General features: G+C 63.5%; 27 protein-coding genes and 1 pseudogene. 15 read left to right on the forward strand and 13 right to left on the reverse strand.

The window, feature by feature from the left end; genetic code table 11:
• Positions 1-62 precede the first annotated feature (62 nt).
• The 7 genes from NKI79_RS14145 to rpsP all read left to right on the forward strand — a co-directional run bounded on the left by NKI79_RS14145 (position 63) and on the right by rpsP (position 7,102).
• Complete coding sequence (locus tag NKI79_RS14145; protein ID WP_352802203.1) at positions 63-1,310, forward strand: flavin monoamine oxidase family protein; 1,248 nt, start codon at positions 63-65, stop codon at positions 1,308-1,310.
• 90 nt (positions 1,311-1,400) lie between these two features.
• Positions 1,401-2,495: a zinc-binding metallopeptidase family protein gene (locus tag NKI79_RS14150; RefSeq protein ID WP_352802204.1), complete on the forward strand. Its 1,095-nt coding sequence runs from the start codon at positions 1,401-1,403 to the stop codon at positions 2,493-2,495.
• Positions 2,496-2,558: 63 nt separating this feature from the next.
• Positions 2,559-3,161, forward strand: a complete 603-nt coding sequence (locus NKI79_RS14155; protein WP_352479695.1) for a DUF1236 domain-containing protein — start codon at positions 2,559-2,561, stop codon at positions 3,159-3,161.
• 147 nt (positions 3,162-3,308) lie between these two features.
• Entirely contained in the window at positions 3,309-4,277 is a 969-nt protein-coding gene (locus NKI79_RS14160) for a CPBP family intramembrane glutamic endopeptidase (protein WP_352802205.1), read from the forward strand.
• 410 nt (positions 4,278-4,687) lie between these two features.
• Positions 4,688-6,316 (forward strand): signal recognition particle protein, encoded by a 1,629-nt coding sequence (gene ffh / locus NKI79_RS14165; protein ID WP_352701218.1) that lies wholly within the window; start codon positions 4,688-4,690, stop codon positions 6,314-6,316.
• Between the two features lie 7 nt (positions 6,317-6,323).
• On the forward strand, positions 6,324-6,650 hold the full coding sequence (locus NKI79_RS14170) for a chorismate mutase (protein ID WP_254817890.1): 327 nt from the start codon (positions 6,324-6,326) through the stop codon (positions 6,648-6,650).
• 50 nt (positions 6,651-6,700) lie between these two features.
• Positions 6,701-7,102 (forward strand): 30S ribosomal protein S16, encoded by a 402-nt coding sequence (rpsP, locus tag NKI79_RS14175; RefSeq protein ID WP_254817891.1) that lies wholly within the window; start codon positions 6,701-6,703, stop codon positions 7,100-7,102.
• Positions 7,103-7,173: 71 nt separating this feature from the next.
• Here the strand turns inward: rpsP and NKI79_RS14180 are convergent, their stop codons facing one another.
• Together NKI79_RS14180 and NKI79_RS14185 are read right to left on the reverse strand one after the other, a co-directional pair.
• Complete coding sequence (locus NKI79_RS14180; RefSeq protein ID WP_023680734.1) at positions 7,174-7,437, reverse strand: YMGG-like glycine zipper-containing protein; 264 nt, start codon at positions 7,435-7,437, stop codon at positions 7,174-7,176.
• Between the two features lie 206 nt (positions 7,438-7,643).
• Positions 7,644-8,054 (reverse strand): DoxX family protein, encoded by a 411-nt coding sequence (locus NKI79_RS14185; protein ID WP_352802207.1) that lies wholly within the window; start codon positions 8,052-8,054, stop codon positions 7,644-7,646.
• 252 nt (positions 8,055-8,306) lie between these two features.
• Between NKI79_RS14185 and NKI79_RS14190 the strand changes: the two genes are divergently transcribed.
• Entirely contained in the window at positions 8,307-8,714 is a 408-nt protein-coding gene (locus NKI79_RS14190; RefSeq protein ID WP_352802209.1) for an ACT domain-containing protein, read from the forward strand.
• A 185-nt stretch (positions 8,715-8,899) separates the two neighbouring features.
• Here the strand turns inward: NKI79_RS14190 and NKI79_RS14195 are convergent, their stop codons facing one another.
• Both NKI79_RS14195 and NKI79_RS14200 read right to left on the reverse strand, forming a co-directional pair.
• Positions 8,900-9,934 (reverse strand): aspartate-semialdehyde dehydrogenase, encoded by a 1,035-nt coding sequence (locus tag NKI79_RS14195; RefSeq protein WP_352802211.1) that lies wholly within the window; start codon positions 9,932-9,934, stop codon positions 8,900-8,902.
• A gap of 106 nt (positions 9,935-10,040) precedes the next feature.
• Positions 10,041-10,190 (reverse strand): hypothetical protein, encoded by a 150-nt coding sequence (locus NKI79_RS14200; protein WP_254817894.1) that lies wholly within the window; start codon positions 10,188-10,190, stop codon positions 10,041-10,043.
• Positions 10,191-10,391: 201 nt separating this feature from the next.
• Here NKI79_RS14200 and NKI79_RS14205 point away from each other — a divergent pair, with 201 nt between their 5' ends.
• From NKI79_RS14205 to NKI79_RS14215, 3 genes are all read left to right on the forward strand, one after another.
• Positions 10,392-12,239, forward strand: coding sequence for a DEAD/DEAH box helicase (locus tag NKI79_RS14205; RefSeq protein ID WP_254817895.1), 1,848 nt, complete (start codon positions 10,392-10,394; stop codon positions 12,237-12,239).
• Between the two features lie 87 nt (positions 12,240-12,326).
• Positions 12,327-13,040, forward strand: a complete 714-nt coding sequence (locus NKI79_RS14210) for a DUF805 domain-containing protein (RefSeq protein WP_254817896.1) — start codon at positions 12,327-12,329, stop codon at positions 13,038-13,040.
• Positions 13,041-13,148: 108 nt separating this feature from the next.
• Complete coding sequence (locus NKI79_RS14215) at positions 13,149-13,793, forward strand: DUF805 domain-containing protein (protein ID WP_352802214.1); 645 nt, start codon at positions 13,149-13,151, stop codon at positions 13,791-13,793.
• On the opposite strand, the gene NKI79_RS14220 is transcribed toward NKI79_RS14215, so the two are convergent.
• The 6 genes from NKI79_RS14220 to leuD form a co-directional block, all read right to left on the reverse strand.
• Positions 13,783-14,268, reverse strand: coding sequence for a GNAT family N-acetyltransferase (locus NKI79_RS14220; RefSeq protein ID WP_254817898.1), 486 nt, complete (start codon positions 14,266-14,268; stop codon positions 13,783-13,785). The two genes, NKI79_RS14215 and NKI79_RS14220, sit on opposite strands and share 11 nt — an antisense overlap.
• 4 nt (positions 14,269-14,272) lie before the next feature.
• Positions 14,273-15,376 carry a 3-isopropylmalate dehydrogenase gene (gene leuB / locus NKI79_RS14225; protein WP_254817899.1) on the reverse strand — a complete coding sequence of 368 codons (1,104 nt, stop codon included), beginning with the start codon at positions 15,374-15,376 and terminating at the stop codon, positions 14,273-14,275.
• Between the two features lie 138 nt (positions 15,377-15,514).
• The gene (locus NKI79_RS14230; protein WP_352802370.1) at positions 15,515-15,865 is read right to left on the reverse strand and encodes a VOC family protein; all 351 of its coding nucleotides are present in this window, start codon (positions 15,863-15,865) and stop codon (positions 15,515-15,517) included.
• 51 nt (positions 15,866-15,916) lie between these two features.
• The gene (locus tag NKI79_RS14235; protein WP_352802216.1) at positions 15,917-16,300 is read right to left on the reverse strand and encodes a RidA family protein; all 384 of its coding nucleotides are present in this window, start codon (positions 16,298-16,300) and stop codon (positions 15,917-15,919) included.
• 305 nt (positions 16,301-16,605) lie between these two features.
• On the reverse strand, positions 16,606-17,532 hold the full coding sequence (locus tag NKI79_RS14240) for an Ivy family c-type lysozyme inhibitor (RefSeq protein ID WP_352802218.1): 927 nt from the start codon (positions 17,530-17,532) through the stop codon (positions 16,606-16,608).
• 61 nt (positions 17,533-17,593) lie between these two features.
• Positions 17,594-18,199, reverse strand: coding sequence for a 3-isopropylmalate dehydratase small subunit (leuD, locus tag NKI79_RS14245; RefSeq protein WP_254817902.1), 606 nt, complete (start codon positions 18,197-18,199; stop codon positions 17,594-17,596).
• 155 nt (positions 18,200-18,354) lie between these two features.
• On the opposite strand from leuD, the gene NKI79_RS14250 reads away from it, so the two are divergent.
• The 4 genes from NKI79_RS14250 (at position 18,355) to NKI79_RS14265 (ending at position 20,156) form a co-directional block, all read left to right on the forward strand.
• Complete coding sequence (locus NKI79_RS14250) at positions 18,355-18,780, forward strand: GNAT family N-acetyltransferase (RefSeq protein ID WP_352802220.1); 426 nt, start codon at positions 18,355-18,357, stop codon at positions 18,778-18,780.
• Between the two features lie 92 nt (positions 18,781-18,872).
• Complete coding sequence (locus tag NKI79_RS14255; protein WP_352802372.1) at positions 18,873-19,184, forward strand: ArsR/SmtB family transcription factor; 312 nt, start codon at positions 18,873-18,875, stop codon at positions 19,182-19,184.
• Positions 19,184-19,630, forward strand: a complete 447-nt coding sequence (locus NKI79_RS14260; RefSeq protein WP_352650262.1) for an SRPBCC family protein — start codon at positions 19,184-19,186, stop codon at positions 19,628-19,630. Before NKI79_RS14255 ends, NKI79_RS14260 begins: the two co-directional genes overlap by 1 nt.
• Before the next feature lie 37 nt (positions 19,631-19,667).
• Positions 19,668-20,156, forward strand: coding sequence for an SRPBCC family protein (locus tag NKI79_RS14265; protein WP_352802222.1), 489 nt, complete (start codon positions 19,668-19,670; stop codon positions 20,154-20,156).
• A gap of 36 nt (positions 20,157-20,192) precedes the next feature.
• On the opposite strand, the gene NKI79_RS14270 is transcribed toward NKI79_RS14265, so the two are convergent.
• From NKI79_RS14270 to NKI79_RS14280, 3 genes and pseudogenes are all read right to left on the reverse strand, one after another.
• Positions 20,193-21,359 (reverse strand): NAD(P)/FAD-dependent oxidoreductase, encoded by a 1,167-nt coding sequence (locus NKI79_RS14270; RefSeq protein ID WP_352802224.1) that lies wholly within the window; start codon positions 21,357-21,359, stop codon positions 20,193-20,195.
• Positions 21,360-21,389: 30 nt separating this feature from the next.
• On the reverse strand, positions 21,390-22,976 hold the full coding sequence (locus NKI79_RS14275) for an ATP-binding protein (protein ID WP_352802225.1): 1,587 nt from the start codon (positions 22,974-22,976) through the stop codon (positions 21,390-21,392).
• Positions 22,964-23,655 (reverse strand): annotated as a pseudogene (locus tag NKI79_RS14280) (response regulator). The gene NKI79_RS14275 and the pseudogene NKI79_RS14280 overlap by 13 nt, the downstream one beginning before the upstream one ends.
• Between the last annotated feature and the right edge of the window lie 3 nt (positions 23,656-23,658).

Below are 23,658 nucleotides of genomic sequence, written 5' to 3' on the forward strand. Positions count from 1 at the left end.
CTGGCGGACGCCCGGGAATTTGCCTACGATCAAGTAATTATTGTGGCGGGGGCAGAATAAGCATGGAAGACGTTGATGTCGTGATCATCGGCGCCGGTTCAGCCGGGCTTTCGGCTGCCAAGAGCCTGCGCGCTGCCGGTTTTTCCTTCAAATTGTTGGAAGCGATGAACCGCATTGGCGGCCGCGCCTGGACCAGCGATCAGCATTTCGGCGTGCCGTTCGACATCGGCTGCGCCTGGTTGCATGCCGCGGACCGCAATCCTTATTTTCCCGAGGCGAAAGCCGCCGCCTGGACGCTTCACCATCACGACATGAATGTCGATCATCTCTACTACCGCGAGCGAAAGGCAAGCGAAGCCGAAGAGGCGGCGATGAAGGTGGCCGACGCAAGGCTGTTCGAACTGGTGGCGGCACATCAGGTGAGGGAAGGCGACGACGACCGTCTTTCGGCATTGCTCGCCAAGGGACACGCGCCGCGCGCCGCCGCAACCTTCGCCGGGGCGATGGATTTCGGCGCCGACGAGGACGAGATATCGATCCGCGACTTTCAGGCCGCCGCCGATCTCGATCCGAACTATTTCACCAGGGAAGGCTTCGGTACGCTGGTTGCGCGCTTCGGCGCCGATGTGCCGGTGGAACTGTCGACGCCGGTGCGCAAGATCGTCTGGGATGGGCCGGGCGTAGCCTGCGTCACCGATCGCGGTACCATCTGCGCCAAGGCGGTTATCGTCACCGCCTCGCCGGCAGTGCTCGCCTTCGAGGAGATTGCGTTCTCGCCTGCACTCCCCGATGCGCATTTCGCCGCCTTCTTCGACCTGCCGATGGGCATGCTGACCAAGCTGCCGGTCGAAATATCCGGTACAAGGCTCGGCCTGGAGCCGTTCGACGATTTGCTGATCGAGCGGCTGGCCAGACACGACATCTACTTCCTCTGCTTTCCCTTCGACCTCGATCTGATGGTCGGTTTCGTCGGCGGCGATTTCGCCTGGGAGATGTCGGCGGCGGGCGAGGCGGCCGGCATCGACTTCGTCGTCGACCGGCTCTGCGGCATCTTCGGCGGCGACATACGGAAGCATGTCGGACGCGCGATGATGACCAATTGGGGCGCCGAGCGGTTCGTGCGCGGCGCCTATGCGGCGGCGCGGCCAGGCCGCTCGCAAGCGCGCGCCACGCTGATGCAGCCGGTGGCGGAAAAGATCTTCTTCGCCGGCGAGCATTTGGCCGGTCCGCTGATGCAGACGTGCGGCGGCGCCAGGCTATCGGGCGCGGCAGTGGCCAAGGAGGTCGTCGCCCAGCTTGCGGCAAAATAGCGTCGGCCGGCAGGAACGTGGGCAGCTGACAGGCGTTTGGCGTTCTCCTGTTCGTATTGTCCTTCGCATTTCGAATGATTTGAGACGCCAATGAAGCTTTTCGACTGCCCGCATTGCGGCCACCGTCTCTATTTCGAGAACGCGCAATGCTTGAACTGCGCCAGCCTCGTGGTCTACGATCCCGAGCATGCGTGCTTCGCGCTGTCCGGCGGCGACGTCTTCCATTGCACCAATGCCGACGAATGCGCCTGCAACTGGATGGCGGAGCCCGGCCACGCCTTCTGCCGCGCCTGTGCGCTGAACCAGCTGATTCCGGATCTGTCGGTCGACGGCAACCGCCGCCGCTGGATCCGTGTCGAGGCGGCAAAGAAGCGTGCCGTGTATTCGCTGCTCGCCTTCGGCCTGCCGGTCGCACCCAAGCAGAATCCCGGCGACGAGATCGGCCTCGCTTTCGATTTTCTTGCCGATCCGATCGGCGGCGGTCCCGGCGGCGAGCGTATCTTGACCGGCCACGACAACGGCCGGATCACGCTCAACGTCGCCGAGGCGGATTCGGCAGAGCGCGAGCGACGGCGCGTCGAGATGGGCGAGAACTACCGCACGCTGCTCGGCCATTTCCGCCATGAACTCGGCCATTATTACTGGGACCGCCTGATCCGCGACGATCCGCAAAGGCTTGCCGGTTTTCGCGCTTTGTTCGGCGACGAGCGCGCCGATTACGAACAGGCGCTGAAGACCTATTATGCCGATGGCGCGCCGCCCGACTGGCAGCAGCGCCATATCTCGGCCTATGCGACGTCGCACCCATGGGAGGACTGGGCCGAGACATGGGCGCATCACATGCACATCACCGACACGCTGGAGATGGTGCATGCCCTGAATTTCCCGCTCGGCCGGCTGGCGACCGTTGAAGCCAACGAGCTGCCGCGCGCCGATACCGGCGGCAAGTTGCAGCCGGCACCATCGGAACCCGCCCCCAGGCCAGAGCCCTTCGAAAGGATTCTCGAGCGCTGGCTGGTGCTGTCGGAGGCATCCAACTCGATCAACCGCTGCATGGGCCTGCCCGATCTCTATCCGTTCGTCATCTCGGACGTGGCGGCGCAAAAACTTGCTTTTGTTCACGAGCTTTTGACCGACCTGCCGAAAACGACTGGAACAAATCGTGAGCCGGCCGAAGCCTTTTAGCCGGAACGCATGCGGCTTTGCTTCGTTTTCGGTCCCGAGGGACTGTGAAACGGAGAGAAAACCATGAAACGCATATTGTTTCCGGCGGTGGCCGGAGCGCTCATAGCGATGTCGGGCTCTGCTTTGGCCGACACCGCCGTCTCGGCCATCACCGATCTCAATGTACGCGCCGGCCCCGGCCCACAATATCCGGTCATCGGTGTGCTCGCGGCCGGCCAGTCGGCGACGCTCGACGGCTGCATCGCCAATAGCAAATGGTGCACCATCGCCGAGGCCAACGGCCAGGGCTGGGTCTATTCCGACTATGTGACGGCCGATTTCGGCGGCAGCCGTGTGGTCCTGACACAGCGTCCGGCCAGCGCCGACATTGCCGTCGTGACACCGCCTGCCGATAGCGCCGAGTATTCCGACACCTATACCGGAGCGATCGTTGCCGGCGAGGCGATCGAGCCCATCCGCAGACCGCCGGCCGAGATCCGCACCTATGTCCGTACGCATCGGCTCGAACCGGTCTATCTCGAGGGCGAGGTGGTGACCGGCGCGACGTTGCCTGACACCGTCGAGCTGCGCGAGATTCCGGACTATGATTACCGCTATGTCTATGTGAACGGCCAGCCGGCACTGGTCGATCCAGGCACCAGGCGCATCATGTACGTCGAGCGCTGACAATACAAACAGGGCGGTCGCCCTATAGCGGCGGCCGCTCGCACTGCCGACATTGCCACAAGCCCGTACTGCCGCTGCAATACCGGTTTCCACATTGCGGCCGATGTTCTAGACCTTGCGAGCCGAAGCACCAGCCAGCGAGCCCGCGTGACGATCGACCCAACCGCCTTCCAACAGTACCGGCACACCACCAACAACAAGACCACTTTGCCGCGGCTTCTGCTTGGAGCGGTGGTCGTCATCCTGTTCTGGCTCGGAACCACTGCCGCCGTGCTGTTCGGCGGCACATATGCCTTTGCCGTTTGGCAGGCGTCATCTGGCACCGCCTCGCCAGGTGGAGGAGCGGTGCAGGATTTCATGGCCTCTCCTGCGGGCATCCTCGCGGCGCTGGCTTCATTTGCCGGAATCTGGCTCGGCCTTTGGGCTGCAATGCGCTGGATCCATCGCGAGAAGCTGACCGCCCTGGTTGGCGTCAGCCGGCGGATTTCTTGGGCGGGGTTCCTGAAAGGGTTGACCGCGGTGCTGATCACGTCGCTGCTTTCCGAGATCCTGCTTTATGGTTTGCAGCCCGACATCGCGCGCGGCGCGATCGGCCTGTCCTCGTGGCTTTTGTTCCTGATCCCGATCACCGCCCTGACCTTTCTGCAGACCTCGTCGGAGGAGATGCTTTTTCGCGGTTATCTGCTCAGGGGCCTGGCGAGCCGGTTCCAGAACCCTTTCATCTGGGCGCTGCTGCCGGGATTGCTGTTCACCGCCCTGCACTGGAGCCCAGGTTCGAGCGCCGCCATCAATGCCTGCGTGCTGGCCTCGATCGCCGCCTTTGCGCTGTTGCTGACGCTTCTGGTCTATGCGACCGGCAATCTCGGTGCCGGCTTCGGCGCCCATCTCGGCAACAATCTGACCGGTTTCCTGCTGATTTCGCACCAGCAAAGCTATAATTCCTTCGCCCTGTTCAACGCCAAGCCGCTCGAATCCGCCGGCTGGACGACTTTAGACGCCGTCCTCATCGCCGTGATCGGCATCGTCAGCAGCCTGTTGACTGTTCTGTTGCTTTTGCATCCGCGCTCATCGCTGAAGGTCGAGCCGGATATGCCGCTCGCCGGCGGCGTGCGCTGATGCGCCTTGCCTGCCGCCCCGAGCATATTTGGCGCAAAGCCTGACCAAAGCTTGACTCTGCAGCCGATTTCCTGTCTACACGCCGCGAAATCCGCGACGAGTATTCCTCCGAGCAAACCGACCGGGACGCCGAAACCTCCTTGAGGTGAAGTGCTGTAAATCGATCCCGGAGGCCAACACCCGGCAGCGCTATGCGCCCCCGGGTGCTTTTTGGCTTTGGGCTTTTGCCCGGACCGGCTTTTGCTTGGACAGTTGGCGCGAACGCATTACCTCTCGGGCATCATCCGGGTGCCAGGGAAAAGGAAAAAGAATGTTTGAATCGCTACAGGAACGCACAAGAGGCGTGGAGGGCCATCGGCCCGACAGGGATCAAAATCAATCCAAGGCGCTGTCGCGCGGTGGGTTGACCAATGTTTGAGTCCCTGCAAGAGCGCCTTGGTTCGATCCTGAACGGCCTCACCGGCCGCGGCGCCTTGTCGGAGGCTGACGTCTCGGCGGCGCTGCGCGAGGTACGCCGTGCGTTGCTCGAGGCCGACGTGGCCCTGGAAGTGGTGCGTTCCTTCACCGACAAGGTGCGCGAGAAGGCCGTCGGCGCCGCCGTGGTCAAGTCGATCAAGCCCGGCCAGATGGTCGTCAAGATCGTCCATGACGAATTGGTCGAGATGCTCGGCGCCGAGGGCGTCGCCATCGATCTCAATGCACCGGCTCCGGTCGTCGTCATGATGGTCGGCTTGCAGGGTTCCGGCAAGACGACGACCTCGGCCAAGATCGCCAGGCGCCTCACCGACCGTCAAAACAAGAAGGTTTTGATGGCCTCGCTCGACACGCGGCGTCCCGCCGCGCAAGAGCAGCTCCGCCAGCTCGGCGAGCAGGTCAAGGTCGCCACATTGCCGATCGTCGCCGGCCAGACGCCGGTCGATATCGCCCGCCGCGCCGTGCAGGCGGCCAAGCTCGGCGGCCATGACGTCGTCATCCTCGACACTGCCGGCCGCACCCACATCGACGAGCCGCTGATGGTCGAGATGGCCGACATCAAGAAGATGTCGTCGCCGCACGAGATCCTGCTGGTTGCTGATTCGCTGACCGGCCAGGACGCCGTCAATCTGGCAAAAAGCTTCGACGAGCGCGTCGGCATCACCGGCCTCGTGCTGACTCGCATGGACGGCGACGGCCGCGGTGGTGCGGCGCTCTCGATGCGCGCCGTTACCGGCAAGCCGATCAAGCTGATCGGCACCGGCGAAAAAATGGACGCGCTGGAGGAATTCCATCCCAAGCGTATCGCCGACCGCATCCTCGGCATGGGCGACATCGTCAGCCTCGTCGAAAAGGCGGCCGAGAACATCGACGCCGAACAGGCGGCGGCGATGGCCAGGAAGATGCAGTCGGGCAAGTTCGACCTGAACGACCTCGCCGGCCAGCTTCAGCAAATGTCGAAAATGGGCGGCATGGGGGGCATCATGGGGATGATGCCCGGTATGGGCAAGATGAAGGATCAGATGGCCGCCGCCGGTCTCGACGACAAGATGTTCGGCCGCCAGCTCGCCATCATCTCGTCGATGACCAAGGCGGAGCGCGCCAACCCCGATATTCTGAAGCACTCGCGCAAGAAGCGCATCGCCGCCGGCTCGGGCACCGACGCGGCCGAAATCAACAAACTGTTGAAGATGCATCGCGGCATGGCCGACATGATGAAGGCGATGGGCGGCAAGGGCAAAGGCGGCGGCCTGATGCGCGGCATGATGGGCGGCCTCGCTTCCAAGATGGGGCTCGGCGGCATGATGCCTGGCGGCCCAGGCGGTCCCGGAGGCGGCATGATGGGCGGCGGCATGCCGGATCTCTCCAAGATGGACCCCAAGCAGCTCGAAGCCTTGCAGAAGCAGGCGCAGGCGGCCGGGCTCGGCGGCATGAAGGGCCTGCCCGGCGGTCTTCCCGGTGGCGGTGGCCTGCCTGGGCTGCCCGGCGGCATGAAACTTCCCGGCCTGCCGGGCGGTGGCGGGCTGCCAATGCTTGGCAAGAATGGCCTCGGCAAGAAGAAGTGAGGGCGCCATGAACGAAGAGAAGGACATGGCGGACGCACGTGCGGCGCTGGCCAATTATCGCGCCTCGATCGACAACATCGACGCGGCGCTGATCCACATGCTGGCCGAGCGCTTCCGCTGCACCAAGGCAGTCGGTGTGCTGAAGGCGGAACATGGCCTGCCGCCTGCCGACCCGGCGCGTGAGCAGGAGCAGATCGCCCGTCTTCGCCAACTGGCCAAGGACGCCCATCTCGACCCGGATTTCGCGGAGAAATTTCTGAACTTCGTCGTCCGCGAAGTGATCCGCCATCACGAGCAGATCGCCGCATCCAACGGCGTGACGAAAACCGGCTGAGGACCAGCCACCAACCGATCAACCAAATCAGAGCTTTTAGGAGAAGAGAAATGCCACTGAAAATCCGATTGGCCCGTGCGGGCTCGAAGAAGCGTCCCTATTACCATGTCGTCGTCGCCGACGCGCGTTCGCCGCGTGACGGTCGTTTCATCGAGTCGCTAGGCTCGTGGAACCCGCTGCTGCCCAAGGACGGCGAACGCGTCAAGGTCGACGCCGAGCGCGTCAAGCATTGGCTGTCGCATGGCGCCCAGCCGACCGACCGCGTGCTGCGCTTCCTCGATGAAGCCGGCATCGCCAAGCGCGAAGCTCGCTCCAACCCGAAGAAGGCCGAGCCCGGCAAGAAGGCGCAGGAGCGCGCAGCCTTGCTGAAGAAGGCGCAGGAAGATGCCGCCGCGGCCGTTGCCGCCGCTGCAGCCGCGCCGGCCGAGGCGGAAGCCGCCAGCGCCGAATAAATCATCTCCACAACCACGAAACGGCGGGCCTTGCCCGCCGTTTTGCTGTTCGTCCGCATGGTGCGGCCCGATCAATAGCCCTCTGGGCAACTCGCAACGTACACACGACCGTTACGATCGCGATAACGGCACTGGCCGCTTTCGCTGGCACGGCCGATCAGCGCACCGGCCAAAGCGCCGGCCGCACCACCGATCACCGCGCCCTTGGTTGGGTTGCCGGCCACCGCAGCGCCGACCGCCGCACCGCCCAGGCCACCAACTGCCGCGCCTTGCTCAGTGCGGGAGCAGGCACCGAGCGGTACCAGCAAGGCCATCAAGATCATCACCTTTTTCATTGTCGTTCCTCTCCAACAGGGTGCCGTCCTCGCCGCTGAACCTCCTAACTCGCAACCAGGCGATTTGATCCAAAGAAGAAGATCGGCTGCCGCCCGGCGGCGCTCGATTTGATCCAACTCGATTTGATCCAAAGAGTAGAAAAGCGGCGGCAGATCGCGCCCGCTCTGGCGGCGTGGCCACCATCGAACCGCTTTCGAAGTCGCCGCTATTGGTTGAATGGGAACAACCCGCGCACCCTTGGATCGCGCAGATACAGGCCACCCCAGAGGATGGCGCCGAGATAGACGCCGAACAGTATGTGCGAGAACAAAGGGCTGCCGATCCGCACATGCGTGGCGAGGGCGCCGCCGAGATAGGCGGTGAGCAGGATGGCGCCACGCACCGAGGTGCGCGGCAGCGCGTAAAGCGCTGTCGAGACCAGTCCGATGATGCCGAGCATGCGCGAGACATTGGCATCGGCCGGCCAGCCGAGCTGCACCATAGTCTGGGTGACGATTTCGAGCGGCGGTAGCTTGATCACGCCGTCGAAGATCATGAACAGCACGATGACGGCGCTGAGCACGCGGCCGGCCCACAAGGCACGCGATGAGACGGGTGCTGCCTGAGACATAGTCATTGATGTTCCCTCCGGTCGTTGTGAGCACTGGCTCCTCCGCCAGCTCGAACCAAGGACGCGGCCCGTGACGGCGACCCGACATGCCTCCAGTTTTTCACCCCAGCGGCGAACCTTGGGTGTGTACGTTCAGTCAGCAACGAACCTGGCCAAGTCCACCTTGCGGGGTGAGGTGGAGGGCGTTATCGAAAATCCATAGAAGTGTCTTCGAGCGCTCGACGCAGCAGCCGCCTAGTCGCACAACGAAAGCAATCGATGGCCGGAGCGACCGACCTGAAACAGTTGCTGGCGGCAATGACGCCGGAATTGCTTGCCGGGGTTCATGTGTTCACCACGTTGCCACCCGATGCGCCCGTTCCCGACAGGCTCCACCCGGTGATACTATTTCGCGAGCGCGAGGGCATCACGCTGATCGTGCATGAAGACCATGCCAAGGCCGCTGGACTGAAAACCGTGTTCCGCTGCCGGATGCTGACGCTGAACATCCATTCGTCGCTGGAAGCGGTCGGCTTCCTCGCCGCCATCACCGCACGACTGGCCGCGGCCGGCATCGGCGTCAATCCGGTCTCGGCCTTCTACCACGATCACCTGTTCGTGCCCGCCGACCGGGCGGAGGAGGCGCTGGAGTTGCTGTTGGACCTAGCGGAGGAGAACCGGCTGTGACGCCGGCACCTTGCTGCCTATTTGAGACGCCTGCGCTGCCCCTCATCCTCCAGCCGGAACCTTCTCCCCGTGAGCGGGGAGAAGGGCGCTAACGGCCGAAGGCCGTGCCTGCGACCGCAGGCCGCCGGTCGTCCGGCGCCCCGCGGAGGCCAGCCGCGTTAGCGGCGATACGGCCGTGAGCGAAACTACGCCGCCTTCTTCTTTGGCTGGATCAGCCCGCGCTCGACCAGCATCTCGGCGATCTGAACCGCATTGAGTGCCGCGCCCTTGCGCAGATTGTCGGAGACGATCCACATCGACAGGCCGTTGTCGATGGTCGAATCCTCGCGGATGCGCGAGATGAAGGTGGCGTCCTCGCCGGCCGATTCCAGTGGCGTGATGTAGCCTCCGTCCTCGCGCTTGTCGATGACCTGGCAGCCCGGCGCCTCGCGCAGGATCTCGCGCGCCTCATCGGCGGTGATCGGCTTTTCGAACTCGGTGTTGACCGCTTCCGAATGACCGATGAACACCGGCACCCGCACGCAGGTCGCCGTCAGCTTGATCTTGGGGTCGAGCATCTTCTTGGTCTCGGCCACCATCTTCCACTCTTCCTTGGTGAAGCCGTCGTCGAGGAAGACGTCGATATGCGGGATGACGTTGAAGGCGATACGCTTGGTGAACTTCTTGACGTCGACGGTGTCGGCGACGAACACCGCGCGCGTCTGCGTGAACAATTCGTCCATGCCTTCCTTGCCGGCGCCGGAGACCGACTGGTAGGTGGCGACGACGACGCGCTTGATGGTGGCAGCGTCATGCAGCGGCTTCAGCGCCACGACCAGCTGCGCCGTCGAGCAGTTCGGGTTGGCGATGATGTTCTTGCGCGTGAACAGCGAGATCGCATCCGGGTTCACTTCCGGAACGATCAGCGGCACGTCCTGGTCGTAACGGAAGGCCGACGAATTGTCGATGACGACGCAGCCCTGCTTGCCGATCTTCGGCGACCATTCCTTGGAGACGTTGCCGCCAGCCGACATGATGCAGATGTCGGTGTCTGAAAAATCATATTGGTCGAGCGCCCTGACCTTCAGCGTGCGGTCGCCGAACGACACTTCCGTGCCCTGGCTGCGCCGCGAGGCCAGCGCCACCACCTCGCTCACCGGAAAGCCGCGTTCCTCCAGTATGTTGAGCATTTCCCGGCCCACATTGCCCGTGGCGCCGACGATCGCAACCTTAAAACTCATCGAAATCTCCTGTCCCTCTCCGCTCGGTTTCTGGAGAAAACCCGCCGGCCGATGCGGGTTTCAACCCCCGGGCCGGACCCGGGAGAGGGTGGTTAGGCCAAGGGAATCAGACCGTTTTGGTGGTCGTTTTGCCGGTTTTTTTGAGCAACAACGTGGGTTTGCTGGAACGAGGAGACGCAGCGACGCACCCGGCCCAATGGTTCGCATTGGGGCCGGGGATGTCGAATGCAAGGAGCGCCATCAGAAGGCCGCGCATCGAAACTATCCCGTTCGGTGCCGGCTTTTACGCGGTTTGCGTCCAGAGTCAATCGCAACCAGGCCGACCCGCCCGCCCTGTACAATGCCAGCGGCACCAAGTACGAACGGGTATCGTCTGGCTCGTGGCGCCCGTCCGTGGCGCTTGCCGACACTTGACCCGTCGCCGGGTATTTAAGAATCCGAATTTCGAAAGAGCAAGATGTCCAATTTCGAAGCTATCGTTCCCGCGCTGGCAAAGGCGCTGGAAAAACGCGGCTATGTCGAGCTGACGCCGGTGCAGAAGGCGGTTCTCGAGCTTGGCCAGGCCGATGCGCTGGTTTCGGCCCAGACCGGCTCCGGCAAGACCGTCGCCTTCGGGCTGGCTTTGGCGCCGACCCTTCTGGACGGCGCGGAACGCTTTTCCCACAGGGCGGCACCCCTGGCACTGGCCGTCGCGCCGACGCGGGAACTGGCCCTGCAGGTGACGCGCGAGTTGGAATGGCTTTACGAACTGACCGGCGCCACGGTGGCGTCCTGCGTCGGCGGCATGGACATGCGCACCGAGCGGCGCACGCTGGAACGCGGCGCCCATATCGTCGTCGGCACGCCCGGCCGCCTGCGCGACCACATCACCCGCAACTCGCTCGACATGTCGGCGCTCAAGGCAGTGGTGCTCGACGAAGCCGACGAGATGCTCGATCTCGGCTTTCGCGAGGATCTGGAATTCATCCTCGATGCTGCCCCTGCCGATCGCCGCACGCTGATGTTTTCCGCCACTGTGCCGCGCTCCATCGCCACGCTGGCCAAGGGCTACCAGCGCGATGCGGTACGCATCTCGGCTGGTGGCGAGGAGAAACAACATCTCGACATCGAATACCGGGCGCTGAGCGTCGCCCAGGCGGATCGCGAAAACGCCATCATCAACGTGCTGCGCTTTTACGAAGCCAAGAACGCGCTGGTGTTCTGCAACACCCGCGCCGCCGTCAACCATCTGACGGCGCGCTTCAACAACCGCAACTTTTCCGTCGTGGCGCTGTCCGGCGAGCTTAGCCAGAACGAGCGCAGCCACGCGCTGCAGGCGATGCGCGACGGCCGCGCAAAAGTCTGCATCGCCACCGACGTCGCGGCACGCGGCATCGACCTGCCCAACCTCGAACTGGTCATCCACGCCGACTTGCCGACCAACCCGGAGACGCTCCTGCACCGAAGCGGGCGGACGGGACGGGCAGGACGCAAGGGCGTCAGCGCGCTGATCGTGCCCAACAATGCCCGCAGGCGCACCGAACGCCTGCTGCAAAGCGCCGGCCTTGCAGCGACGTGGGCGAGCCCGCCTTCGGCCGACGACGTCTTGCGCCGCGACGACGAACGCATCCTCGCCGACCCGGTCTTCAGCGAGCCGGTGGCGGACGATGAGCGCGGCTTCGTCAACGCGCTTCTCGCCCAACGTGGCGCCGAACTGGTGGCGGCGGCCTTCGTGCGTCTCTGCCGCTCCAGCCGCTCGGCGCCCGAGGATCTCTTGGAGGTCGCTCCGTTCACGCCGTCGGGCGACAGACCCGCTGGCGACAGAGCCGCCCGCCGCGACGAGCCACCGAGCCGCCGCGACGATTTCGGCGACAGCGTCTGGTTCTCGCTGTCGGTCGGACGCCGGCAGAACGCCGAGCCGCGCTGGCTGATCCCGATGCTGTGCCGGACAGGCGGCATTTCCAAGCGCGAGATTGGCGCGATCAAGATGCAGCCGGAGGAAACCTTCGTGCAGATCGCGGCGGACTGGGCCGAGCGCTTCCTCGCTGCGATCGGTCCCGACCGCAAGCTGCAGGGCAACATTGCGGTCAACCGGCTGGACGGCACGCCGGATTTGTCGCGAGCCGGTTATCAGGAACCGCGGCCCGACAAGAAGCCCCACCGCGGCAAGCGCACCTTCGATCAGCATGCGCCCAAATTCGAGAAGCGCGCACCGGCCGACCAGCGCCCGGCATTCGAGGCGAAGCCCTGGGCCGGAAAACCGGCCAAGGCGAAGTTCGAAGGCGGACCTGCGAAACACAAGAAATCGAAGAAACGGCCGGGGTAAATAGCCAACACTCTCCATTTCCGCACGCCCTTGCGGTCTGCCGGAACTTTGCACACTCTGGGGCAGGGAAATGGGGGTGGGCAGGACATGCGCGGCGAAGTTCTTCATTACGACGAAGACCAGGGTTTTGGTTTCATCACCGGAGCCGACGGCAACCGCTACACTTTGGCGCGCGAAGATTTGCGCCGCGAAGCATCGGTTGCCGGAGGTACGACCGTCGAATTCCAGCCGGCTGGCGGACGGGCACGCGATGTTTTTTCGATCCGCGCCCAACCTCGCAGTGCGCCTGCCGACGCCTCCACTGCAACCGCCGTGCCATCTCAGGCCGGCAATGCGCCAGCGGCATGTCAGCCGCAGCATTTCGGCCGTTCCGCTGAGCAAAGTCCGGCCGAATCCGCCGGCCTGTGGAACGATTTCTGGCTGGGTCTAACCGAGAATTACTTCAACTTCGCCGGCCGTGCCCGCCGCAAGGAATATTGGGGGTATTGCCTGTTCTGGACGATCGCGCTGATCGTGGTCATAGGCATCGGCGTCTTCATCGACGACGCCATGGGCAATCTCGACAACAGTGAATTGCCGGCAGTGACGGTCGGCCTTTTCGGCCTCTTTCTACTGGCGACAGCCCTGCCGTGGTTCGGGCTGAACGTGCGTCGCCTGCACGACATCGGCCTGACCGGCTGGCTCTTCCTTCTTTTCCTGATCCCGACCTTCGGCATCGTGATCATCCTGATCTTTGCGCTGATCCCGACCCAGCCGCGTGAAAACCAGTGGGGTCCGGTGCCGGCAGGCGTCAGGGTTTAGCCGGCGCCGCGCCTCGCAGCCGCTCCATTCGCACATGTCATGCGTGCATATTGCAATTGAAAACAACCTTGGATAGTATCCGTACGGCACAGTATTTGGGGGCAAGCAATGCGCGGCGCGATTTATCATTATGACCAGGATCAGGGTTTCGGATACATCAATGGAGCCGACGGCAAGCGTTACATCGTCGGGCATGAGGATCTGAGTCCCGGCGTGGCGTTGGTCAGAGGCGCACCCGTCGAGTTCCAGCCGGACGATGGGACTGCGCGCGCCGTCATTGCAGGAAGGCCAAGGGCTGCCGAATCCCGCAGCCTCATTCCCAACGGCGTTGAACCTGCCCAATCCACCGGATTATGGGCTTATTTCTGGCGCGCATTCAAAGTGAGACATGTCAGCTTCACCGGCCGCGCCCGCCGCAAGGAATTTTGGGGCTTTTTTCTGTTCACGCTGATCGTGTTCTTCGCGCTTTTTGCGTTCGGCGTCCTCATCAATGCAGCGATCACAGCTGTCAGAGGCGACCTGGAATTTGGAGCTTTGGGTTATGCGCCAGCCTTCGTGTTCCTGCTACTGACTGTCCTGCCGTGGTTTGCCCTTATGGTACGACGCCTGCACGACATCGGCCTGAGCGGCTGGTTCGTTTTGCTGTACTTCGTTCCCGGCTTCAACACGCTGGGTCTGTTGGCGCTTGGGCTTATCCCATCCAAGGTCGGTGAAAACCTTTGGGGGCCGGTGCCGGCGGGCGTCAGGGTTTAGCGATCGCCTTCAGCGCCTCGCTCGAAAGTCTGAGGAAGACCTTCCGGGCCTGGCGCTCCGCGCCGAGCCCGACGTAGAAGCGCAGCGCACGCTCGTTCCAGTCCTCGGCGGTCAAGTCGATGCGGCCGATGCCTTCGCGCAGGCAATGGCCGGCAAGGAATGCCATCAGCGCTCGACCGACACCGCCATTGCGGGCATCATCGCGTACGAATAGGTCCTTGAGGAACAGCAGCCGCTCGAGATCGATGCCGGGATGCGCGATCGCAACCGAGGCCAGCCCGCAAACTTCACCATCGACGAAGGCGAGCGCAAAATGCGGATAGGCCGGACTTTCGTCGCCAAGCCATTTCTGCGCCGCCGACAAAGCTTGGCTGGCGTCGAGTGGCGGCTGCCGGTAATGCACTGCCATTTCGCAAAGCATGGCGGCGAGTGCGGCGGCATCCCCGGTCGTCGCCCAGCGGACGTCGACCGACACGGGATCAGCCCAGGAACTTGGCGATGATCGCGTCGCCCATCTCAGCGGTGCCGACCTCGGTCATCCCCGGCGAATGAATATCCCTGGTGCGCAAGCCCTGGTCGAGAACGGCGGCGATCGCGCCTTCCAGCCGGTCGGCCTCTTCAACCATGCCGAAGGAATAGCGCATGCACATGGCGAAGGAGGCGATCATGGCGATCGGATTGGCGATGCCCTTGCCGGCGATGTCGGGCGCCGAGCCGTGCACCGGCTCGTAGAGCGCCTTGCGCTTTTTTGTCTTCGCATCCGGCGCGCCGAGAGAGGCGGACGGCAGCATGCCGATCGAGCCGGTCAGCATGGCGGCGATGTCGGACAGCATGTCGCCGAACAGATTGTCGGTGACGATGACGTCGAACTGCTTCGGCCAGCGCACCAACTGCATGCCGCCGGCATCGGCCAACATGTGATCGAGCTTGACGTCGGCATAGCGCGCCTTGTGCGTCTGGGTGACGACCTCGTTCCACAGCACGCCAGATTTCATCACATTGCGCTTTTCCATCGAGGTGACGTGGTTCTTGCGCGTGCGTGCCAACTCGAAGGCAACGCCCGAAATGCGCTCGATCTCGAACGTATCGTAGACTTGGGTGTCGATGCCGCGCTTCTGGCCGTTGCCGAGATCGATGATCTGCTTCGGCTCGCCGAAATAGACGCCGCCGGTGAGCTCGCGCACGATGAGGATATCGAGCCCTTCGACCACCTCCTGCTTGAGCGAGGAGGACGCCGCCAGCGCCGGATAGCAGATTGCCGGCCTGAGATTGGCAAACAGCTCCATGTCCTTGCGCAGCCGCAGCAGACCCGCCTCCGGGCGCACCTCGTAAGGCACCGCATCCCATTTCGGTCCGCCGACGGCGCCGAACAGCACTGCGTCCGCGGCCATCGCCTTGGCCATGTCGGCATCGGAGATCGCCGCGCCATGCGCGTCATAGGCGCAGCCGCCGACAAGGCCCTCATCGGTGACGAAATCGCTGCCGAGCCTGTCGTTCATGGCGGCGATCAGCTTCTTCACCTCGGCCATCGCCTCGGGGCCGATGCCGTCGCCGGCAAGCAGGAGAAGATTTTTCGAAGCCATGAGAACCGTCCCGATTGTTTAGCGCATGAACGCGGCCTTGCTAAACGCCAAGCAGCCGGCGCGCAAGCCTGCGGCTCATAGCATCGGACCAAAGTGGAAACCGGTTTTGGGAGAATCCGATGCTCAAAGCCAAAGCGCCTACAGATGCGAAAGAATATTGACCAGCCTGCCGAACGGGTCGCGTACGAAGAAGCGCCGCACGCCCCAGGATTCGTCCGCCGGACCGTATTCGATGGCAAAGCCGGCCGTCCTCATGCTTTCAAGCGCGGCATCGACGTCATCGACTTCGATAGAGATGTCCGGCACCGGCGTTCCTGATCCCCCTTCGGCCATGAAACTGACCTGCACGGACATCGTCTCTTGCGAGCCGTAGGTAGCGATCCAGCCCATATCCATCTTGAGATCGAGGCCGAGCACATCCTGATAGAAGGGTTTTGCCGCCGCGATATCCTGCGTGTCTATGTTTGCAACGATGCGCCTGACCTTCACCATTGGCCGATCCTCGTGCTAACCGTGTCGTTGTCGCAACCGTGACAGGCATCAGGCTGTACGCCGCAGCGCCGTCACCTCGATCTCGATCTTCATCTCCGGCTTGTTGAGCTGGCACACGATCATCGTTGCCGCCGGCCTGATCTCGCCAAAGGCCTCGCCGAGGATCGGGAACACCACATCCACGAAAGCCGCATCGGTGATATAGTAATGTGCCCGCACCACATCGGCCATCTCGAAGCCGCCGTCTTGCAATGCCTTGGCGATGGTAGCGAGGCAATTACGCGTCTGCGCCTCGACCGTCTCCGGCATCGTCATAGTGGCATAATCGTAGCCGGTCGTTCCGGACACGAAACACCAGTCGCCCTGCACCACGACACGCGAATAGCCGGCGGTCTTCTCGAAGGGCGAACCGGTGGAGATGAGTGTGCGCATGGGGCGGCGTCGTTGGGTTGCTGAGCATCGTCTAGCAGAGGGGGCCGGGCGGGTCATGAGTTGTCACGAGGCGGCAAGACACAAACCTTGGAGATTGGCCGGAGCATCTATCCCGTCGTCATCCTATGGCGGAGCAAGGAGCGTAGCGACGCAGCGTAGACCATAGGATCCATGCCGAGACATCATGGGCTTTGCCACGGTGCAGAATTTCTGCTCAGCCGCGCCTTCCGACAACGGTCGCGGCATGGATCCTCGGGTCAAGCCCGGGGATGACGAATGCGCAGTTGCGACCCCTTGTCGAAACCTTAATTCGCCGACCCCAGCGCCTTGTCCAGCGCTTCCTTGACGTCGGCCGGCCATGTATTCACCGCCGGCCACGCGTCCGGCTCGGGCTTGTCGCCGCGGCGGGCAAAATAGAGCTTATGGTTGACCGGGTCGACGGCCATGAAACCGTCATTGCCGCCGCAGTCATGCGGTACGCAGCCGCTGGCAAAAAAGGCGCCCGAAGCGGTCTCCTCAGTACCGCCGCCGACCAGCAGGCTGGTCGCCATGTCGGGCATGTCCTTGCCGAGCAGCGTCTCGGCTAGCCTGTAGACGGCCTCGTTGTGAAAGGCATCAATGATGTTGTCGTATTTCGACGGATCGACGTCTTTCCAGTCGGTGCCCGGCTCCGGCATGTAGGTCAGAATACCGGACGTCGTCAGCCCGTCCGTCGGCGACCATTGCAGCGCCGGCTTGGAATCGCCCGGCAAAAGATAGGGTACGAAATAGATGGCGCTATCGGAGATCGCGGCCGGCGGTGCGCCGCATTCATCCTGCTCGACCGTGGTCGTCTGGATCGTGCCGCCTTCCGGCTTCCACACGATCACCTTGGCCGGGCCGCATTGATTGCCGCCGTCGCCGACATCGACAAGCGCCACCTTGACACCGCCGACCTCGACGACCTTGTCGAAGAAGACGTCGTAATTGCGCGCCAGTTCCTTGCCGTCGAAGGCGAGCACCCGTTCCCCGTACTCTTCTTCCTGGGTAATGGTCAGCTGGCCGCCCTCGAACGGGATCGGCGCCTGTTTGTCATTGTCGGCTAGGGCCGCATTGCTCAACGCCCCCTGGTCGGCCCCGCCGGACGCATCGTCAGCCGGCACGAGCACCATATCGGTCTGTGCATGCGCGCCTGCCACTGGCATCAGAATCCACGCCAGCGCGCAGGCCCCTGCAAGAAGCGAACGTGTCATGACTGTCCCCTCCGTTCAGCCGCCACGAACCCGGTCTGTCGCGGCCAGGTCATCGTACCGCTCAGGCCCAGGGGCGCTCAGCAGCATTCTTCTTCTCGAACGAAGCGATGGCGCCAGCCTTCTCCATGGTCAGACCGATATCGTCGAGCCCGTTGAGCAGGCAGTGGCGCTTGAACTCGTCGAGGTCGAACTTGACCACGCCGCCGTCCGGCCCGCGGATTTCCTTGGTCTCGAGATCGACCGACAGCGTCGCGTTGGAACCGCGCGACGCATCGTCCATCAGCTTCTCCAGGTCTTCAGCGCTGACGGTGATCGGCAGGATGCCGTTCTTGAAGCAGTTGTTGTAGAAAATGTCGGCGAACGAGGTCGAGATGACGCAGCGGATGCCGAAATCGAGCAGCGCCCACGGTGCATGTTCCCGGCTCGAACCGCAGCCGAAATTGTCGCCGGCGACCAGGATCTGCGCCTTGCGGTAGGCCGGCTTGTTGAGCACGAAGTCCGGGTTTTCCGAACCGTCGTCCTTGTAGCGCATTTCGGCGAACAAGCCGGTGCCGAGCCCGGTGCGCTTGATCGTCTTGAGATAATCCTTGGGGATGATCATGTCGGTGTCGACATTGACGATCGGCATCGGCGCGGCGACGCCGGTGAGCTTGGTGAATTTTTCCATGGTTCTTGCCCGTCTTCTTCTCGTTGCGGGGAATTGCTGGCGCCCGGTTTACACAAAGCCGCGGGCAAATAAAAGGCGGCTGTTTCTGGACTTCCGTCGTCGATCGAAACACAAAACGCTTCAAAACCACCGGCCCATGGTGCACTTTTATCGACATGACAACGCGATCCACGATCCTTTACGCCAGCGAACCGGACCTCGGCACCGCCGAGTTCCGCCGCGTGCTGGTGGAATCCGGCCTCGGCGAGACACGGCCCGTCGATGACAACACTCGATTGAAGGCGATGTTGTCAGCGGCCAATTTGGTGCTCACCGCGCGTCTCGACACAGAAGGCAAGCCGCTGGTCGGTGTCGCTCGCGGCATCACCGACTTTTCCTGGGTCTGCTATATCTCCGAGCTCGCTGTTTCTGCATCGGCGCAAGGGCTGGGTATCGGCAAGAGTCTGATGGATGAGGCACGCCGGCAACTCGGACCGTCCGTCGCCATCAGCCTGATCTCCATGCCCGACGCCGTCGGCTTCTATGAGCGTATCGGCATGGAGCGCATGCCCAACGCATTCTGGTTCGGCCGCAAGCGCTGAAATCCACTTTCAGCGACCTCAACCTGCGCATCCTCGGCCAAGGTTCTGCCTCTTGACATGCAACCAGATGGTTGCATATTAGGGTCATGAGCATGGATGCCGTCTTTCGCGCCTTGGCCGACCCGACACGTCGGCGATTACTGGACAGCCTTCATGCAAGGAACGGGCAGACGCTGAACGCGCTGTGCGGTGAGATGGACATGACGCGCCAGGCGGTGACCAAGCATCTGGCGATCCTAGAAGAAGCAAACCTCGTCACCACCATCCGCAAGGGACGCGAGAAGCAACATTCTCTGAATCCGGTTCCCATCAACGAGATCGCCGAACGCTGGATCGGCAAATTCGAGCGGGGGCGACTGGGCGCCCTCAGCGTTTTGAAGAAACGCCTCGAAAGGGAAGACTGATGAGCAACATTTTCGTTTATGTCACCTACATCCGCACCTCGCCCGAAAAACTCTGGCAAGCGCTGACCGAGCCGGAGTTCCATCGGCAATATTTCCTCGGCGCCCAGATGCTAAGCGACTGGAAACAAGGTTCGGCGTGGAAGATGGTTTACACCGACGGCCGCGTCACCGACAGCGGCGAGGTCCTCGAGATCGATCCACCCAAGCGCATCGTGCTCAAATGGCGCAACGAGTTCATGCCCGAGGTCAAGGCGGACGGCTACACACGCTGCACCTTCGCCATCGAGCAGGAGGGCGAGATGGTGAAGCTCGCCGTCACACACGAAGCCGATGGACCGCACAAGCTGCTTGGCCATGTGGCGAACGGCTGGCCGCTCATCCTGTCCAGCCTGAAGAGCCTGCTCGAAACCGGCAAAGGCCTGTCACGCCCGGCGTCGAAGACTTGAGGTTGTTTCGATAGCGAAACGTTTCTGGAGACAGGCGATGTACAGTTCCGCGGTGCACAGCATGACCAATGGCAAGACCGTTATGGCGAGCGCCGATGTTTGCGCGCCGGCCGAGCGGATCTTTGACGCGCTCGTTACACGTGAGGTCGAGCGCTGGTGGGGGTCCGCCGCGACCTACCGGATGACCGGATGGACGGCCGACCTCCACGTCGGCGGCCGCTGGAGCGTCACCGTCGAGACGGCGGCCGGCAGACACCTGCCCGCCAGCGGCGAATTCCTGGAGATCGAAGAGCCGCGCCGGATCGTGCAGACGCGGAGATACGGCTGGGACCATCCGACGCTTGGCCGCCGCGAAACCAAAGTCGCCTGGCTGCTGGCGCCGATCGCCGGCGGCACACGCGTCACCATCTGCCATGGCGGCTTCGCCGGCCTCGCTTCTGCGGCGACGAAGCATGCCGAAGGCTGGGCCCAGGTGCTGGGCTGGCTTCAGGCGTATCTTGGTAAGGACGGCTTGGTGGCGGCTTAATCCACCAAGCAACGGTAGCATCCCTTCGGGCTAGCGTTAAATTACATTCAATTCCCGAAACGGCCGCCCATCGGCGATCCGGCTATACCCGAACGCCGAGCAATCCACCGTGCGATAGCCGCCATGCACGATCAGTTCGGCCAGCGCCTTGCCGACCGCTGGAGCCTGCTGCAAGCCGTGACCGGAAAACCCGTTGGCGAAGAGGAAATTACCGACCTCGGGATGCGGGCCGATCACCGCATTCTGGTCGAGCGTGTTGTAGTCGTAATGGCCCACCCAGGCGCGCGTCGGCTTGATCGCCTCGAAGGCTGGAATGCGGGTCGCCAGCACCGGCCAGATCACCTCTTCGAACAGCGGCCAGTCGGGGTCGAAGTCGGCGGGATCGGCTGGTCCTTCGCCCTCTTCCGGCTCGGCGCCGCCGGTGATGTAGACCGAGCCCTCCGGCCGGACATAGATGCCGCTCGGGTCGACCAGCAGCGGCATGTCCTCATATTTCTCGCGCGCCTCAAAGACGAAGACATTGCGCTTGCGCGGCTCCACCGGCAGCGCCAGCCCGGCCATTGCCGCCACCTTGCCGGCATTCGGCCCGGCGGCGTTGACGACCCTGCCGGCCTCGAGCCGCTCGCCATTGTCCAGAAATACACCAGTGACGCGGCCGCCTAGCCGCTCGATACCCGTCACCGACGCCGTGATAAAGTCGATGTCCTTCGTCCGCAGTGCCTTGCGGAACAGCATCAGCATCGCATGCGCGTCGAACCAGCCTTCGCCGCTGCGGCCATATGCGCCGGCGGAAATGCCTTCGACCGACAGCCACGGAAAGCGGCGGACGAGCGCCTCCGCATCCTCGAGCAGGATGTCGGCGCCCTCGGCCATCTGCGCTTCGTGGTTGGCCCGCAGGATAGGCAGCCCGTTTTCGCCGGCAAGGATGAGATAACCGCCTTCGCGAAAGCCGATATCGGCATCCGCGCCAAACTCCTCCCTGAGCCGCCGGAACAGTTTCAGCGTGAACTGCGACAGACGGATGTTTTCCGGGATCGAAAACTGCTGGCGGATGGAGGCGCAGGACAGTGTGGTCGCCGCATGAGAAAATTGCGGGTCGCGCTCGACAAGTGCAACCGAGCCCGAAAACCCTTCCTCGCGCAGGTAATAGGCAACCGACGAGCCGACGATGGCTCCACCGATGATGACGATGTCGTAATGCACCTTTTCGCCCTTCCGGTCTGAATCGCCGAGTCACGCCGCCGGCAGGATGATCTCGAAGCGCGTGCCGCTCGCGGAGTCAACCAGCCGGATCGTGCCATCATGCGCTTTCAGGAGGGCCAGCACGATGCCGAGGCCCATGCCGCTGCCGCCGGAATCGCGGCGCGTGGTGAAGAACGGCTCGAAGATGCGGCCTCGGTTGCTGGGCGAAATGCCGGCGCCGTCGTCGTCCACCACAATGGTGGCCTTGCCGTCCGCGCTTGCGGCCGTGATCGAAACCAGCGTTGCGCCGTGCCGCGCCGAATTGTCGATGAGGTTGGCCAGCACGATCGCCGCGTTTTCGGCCGATATGCGCAGACCGATCCGGGCGCCCGCCTCGAGGCGCACCGCCAGCCTGTCGTCAGCCGGCAGCAGCGCCAGCGCAGCAGTGAGCGACGTGCTTTCGCCGCTGGGCTCGAGATTTTCGGCGCGCGCCAGGTCGAGCAGGCGGCGCACCAGCAGATTGAGCCGGCCGGCATCGGTGACGATATTGTCCGAAAAGCGCCGCCGTTCGGCCTCGTCCATCGCGCTGCCCGAATCGCGCAACAGTTCGGCGGCGCCCTGGATCGCCGTCAGCGGCGATTTGAGCTCGTGCGAGACGTGGGTGGCAAAAGTCTGGATGCCGTCGGAGCGTGCATGCAGTTTTTCGGCCATGTCGAGGAAGGCGGCAGAAAGCGCCGCCATTTCGCGCGTGCCGTGGTGATCGAGCGGCCTGATCGCCGCGCGGTCGCCGGCGGCGATGCGATTCGTGCGTTCCATCAGCGCATAGATCGGCCGGCTGACGGTGCGCAGGAAAACCAGCCCGATCAGCAGCGTGCCGCCTAGAATGGCAATTGCCGCCAGCGCCACCTTGCCGCGCTCGCCATAGAGATGCTTGACGATGTTGTTGGGCGTCCGCGACAGATAGACCACGCCGGCGACCTTGCCGGAAACGGCAACCGGCATGGCGACAAAGACGCGAACCTTGGTGCCGCGGCTGACCGAATAGAGCGGCGGCGAAGGCTGGTCCGGCACCCGCAGCCCGAGCGCGCTGGCGTAGCGGCCGGCAAGCGCTGCGCGCACTTCTTCGACAGCGGCGAGCGACAGGCCGGCCTCCTCACGGCCGGCGATGACCACGCCTCCGGGATCGAGCAGCCGGAAGCCGGCAAGTGTGGTTTTCTGCGTCTCGGCAAGAATGCCCGACAGCCGCGCGCCGATTGCCGCGAAGGCAGGATCGACGCTGGCCGCCGTGGCTGCTGGCCGGGTTGGCAGGATCCTGTCGGACGCAAGATCGAGGCGCGGTTCGATTGGCTGGTAGGGAGAAGCCCGATCCCTTGTACTGGGTGGAGGCATGGATGTGCCGAGCTTTTCCGGGGCAAGGCCGGCCTCACGGACCTCTTGCGCATAGATCGCGGCAAGGGCGGCACCTTGTGCGATCAGCTCGGCCTCGGTCTGGCGGATCAGCTGGTTCTCGTAGAGCCGGAAGAAGAACAGGCCGGCCAGCGGCAGCGCCATCACCATGATCAGGATGGCAATGACGACCGTGGCAAGCCGTGGCCGCCATTTGCTGCCAATCCATTTTCGGGCGCTCAACTCCCGCATCGGCCGAGCCGGAAGCCGACGCCATGCACGGTCTCGATCGCATCGACGCAGCCAATGGCCGCGAGCTTGGCGCGGATGTTGCGGATATGGCTGTCGACGGTGCGGTCGGCGACGTGGATGTTGGCGGCATAGGCATTGGCCATCACCATGTCGCGGCCGAGCACATGCGCCGGCCGCGCCAGAAACCCTTTCAGGATCGCGAATTCGATCGAGGTCAGCGCCAGCGGCTTGCCGTCGAAGCTGGCTGTATGGCTTGCCGGCACCAGCGCCAGTCTGCCATGAGAGAATTGCCGGTCGTCGGCTGGTTCGGGCGCAGGCCGGGCGCGACGCAGGATGACGTTGACGCGGGCGACCAGCTCGCGCGGGCTGAACGGCTTGGTGACATAGTCGTCGCCGCCCATTTCCAGCCCCAGTATGCGGTCGATCTCCTCATCCCGCGCGGACAGGAACAGCACCGGCACGTCGGATGTGTGGCGAAGCCGCCGGCACACTTCCAGCCCGTCCATTTCCGGCATGCCGATATCGAGCACGACAAGATCGGGAGCACGGCGTCGATCGCCAGCAAGGCAGCTGCGCCGTCCGGCACCGCCAGCGTTTTCATGCCGGCCTTTTCGAGCGCGAAGCAGATGATTTCGCGAATGTGCGGATCGTCGTCGGCGACCAGTATGTGGTGCGGCATCAA

It is taken from the genome of Mesorhizobium sp. M0340 (assembly GCF_040321535.1).
In the GTDB taxonomy this organism is placed as follows: Bacteria; Pseudomonadota; Alphaproteobacteria; order Rhizobiales; family Rhizobiaceae; genus Mesorhizobium.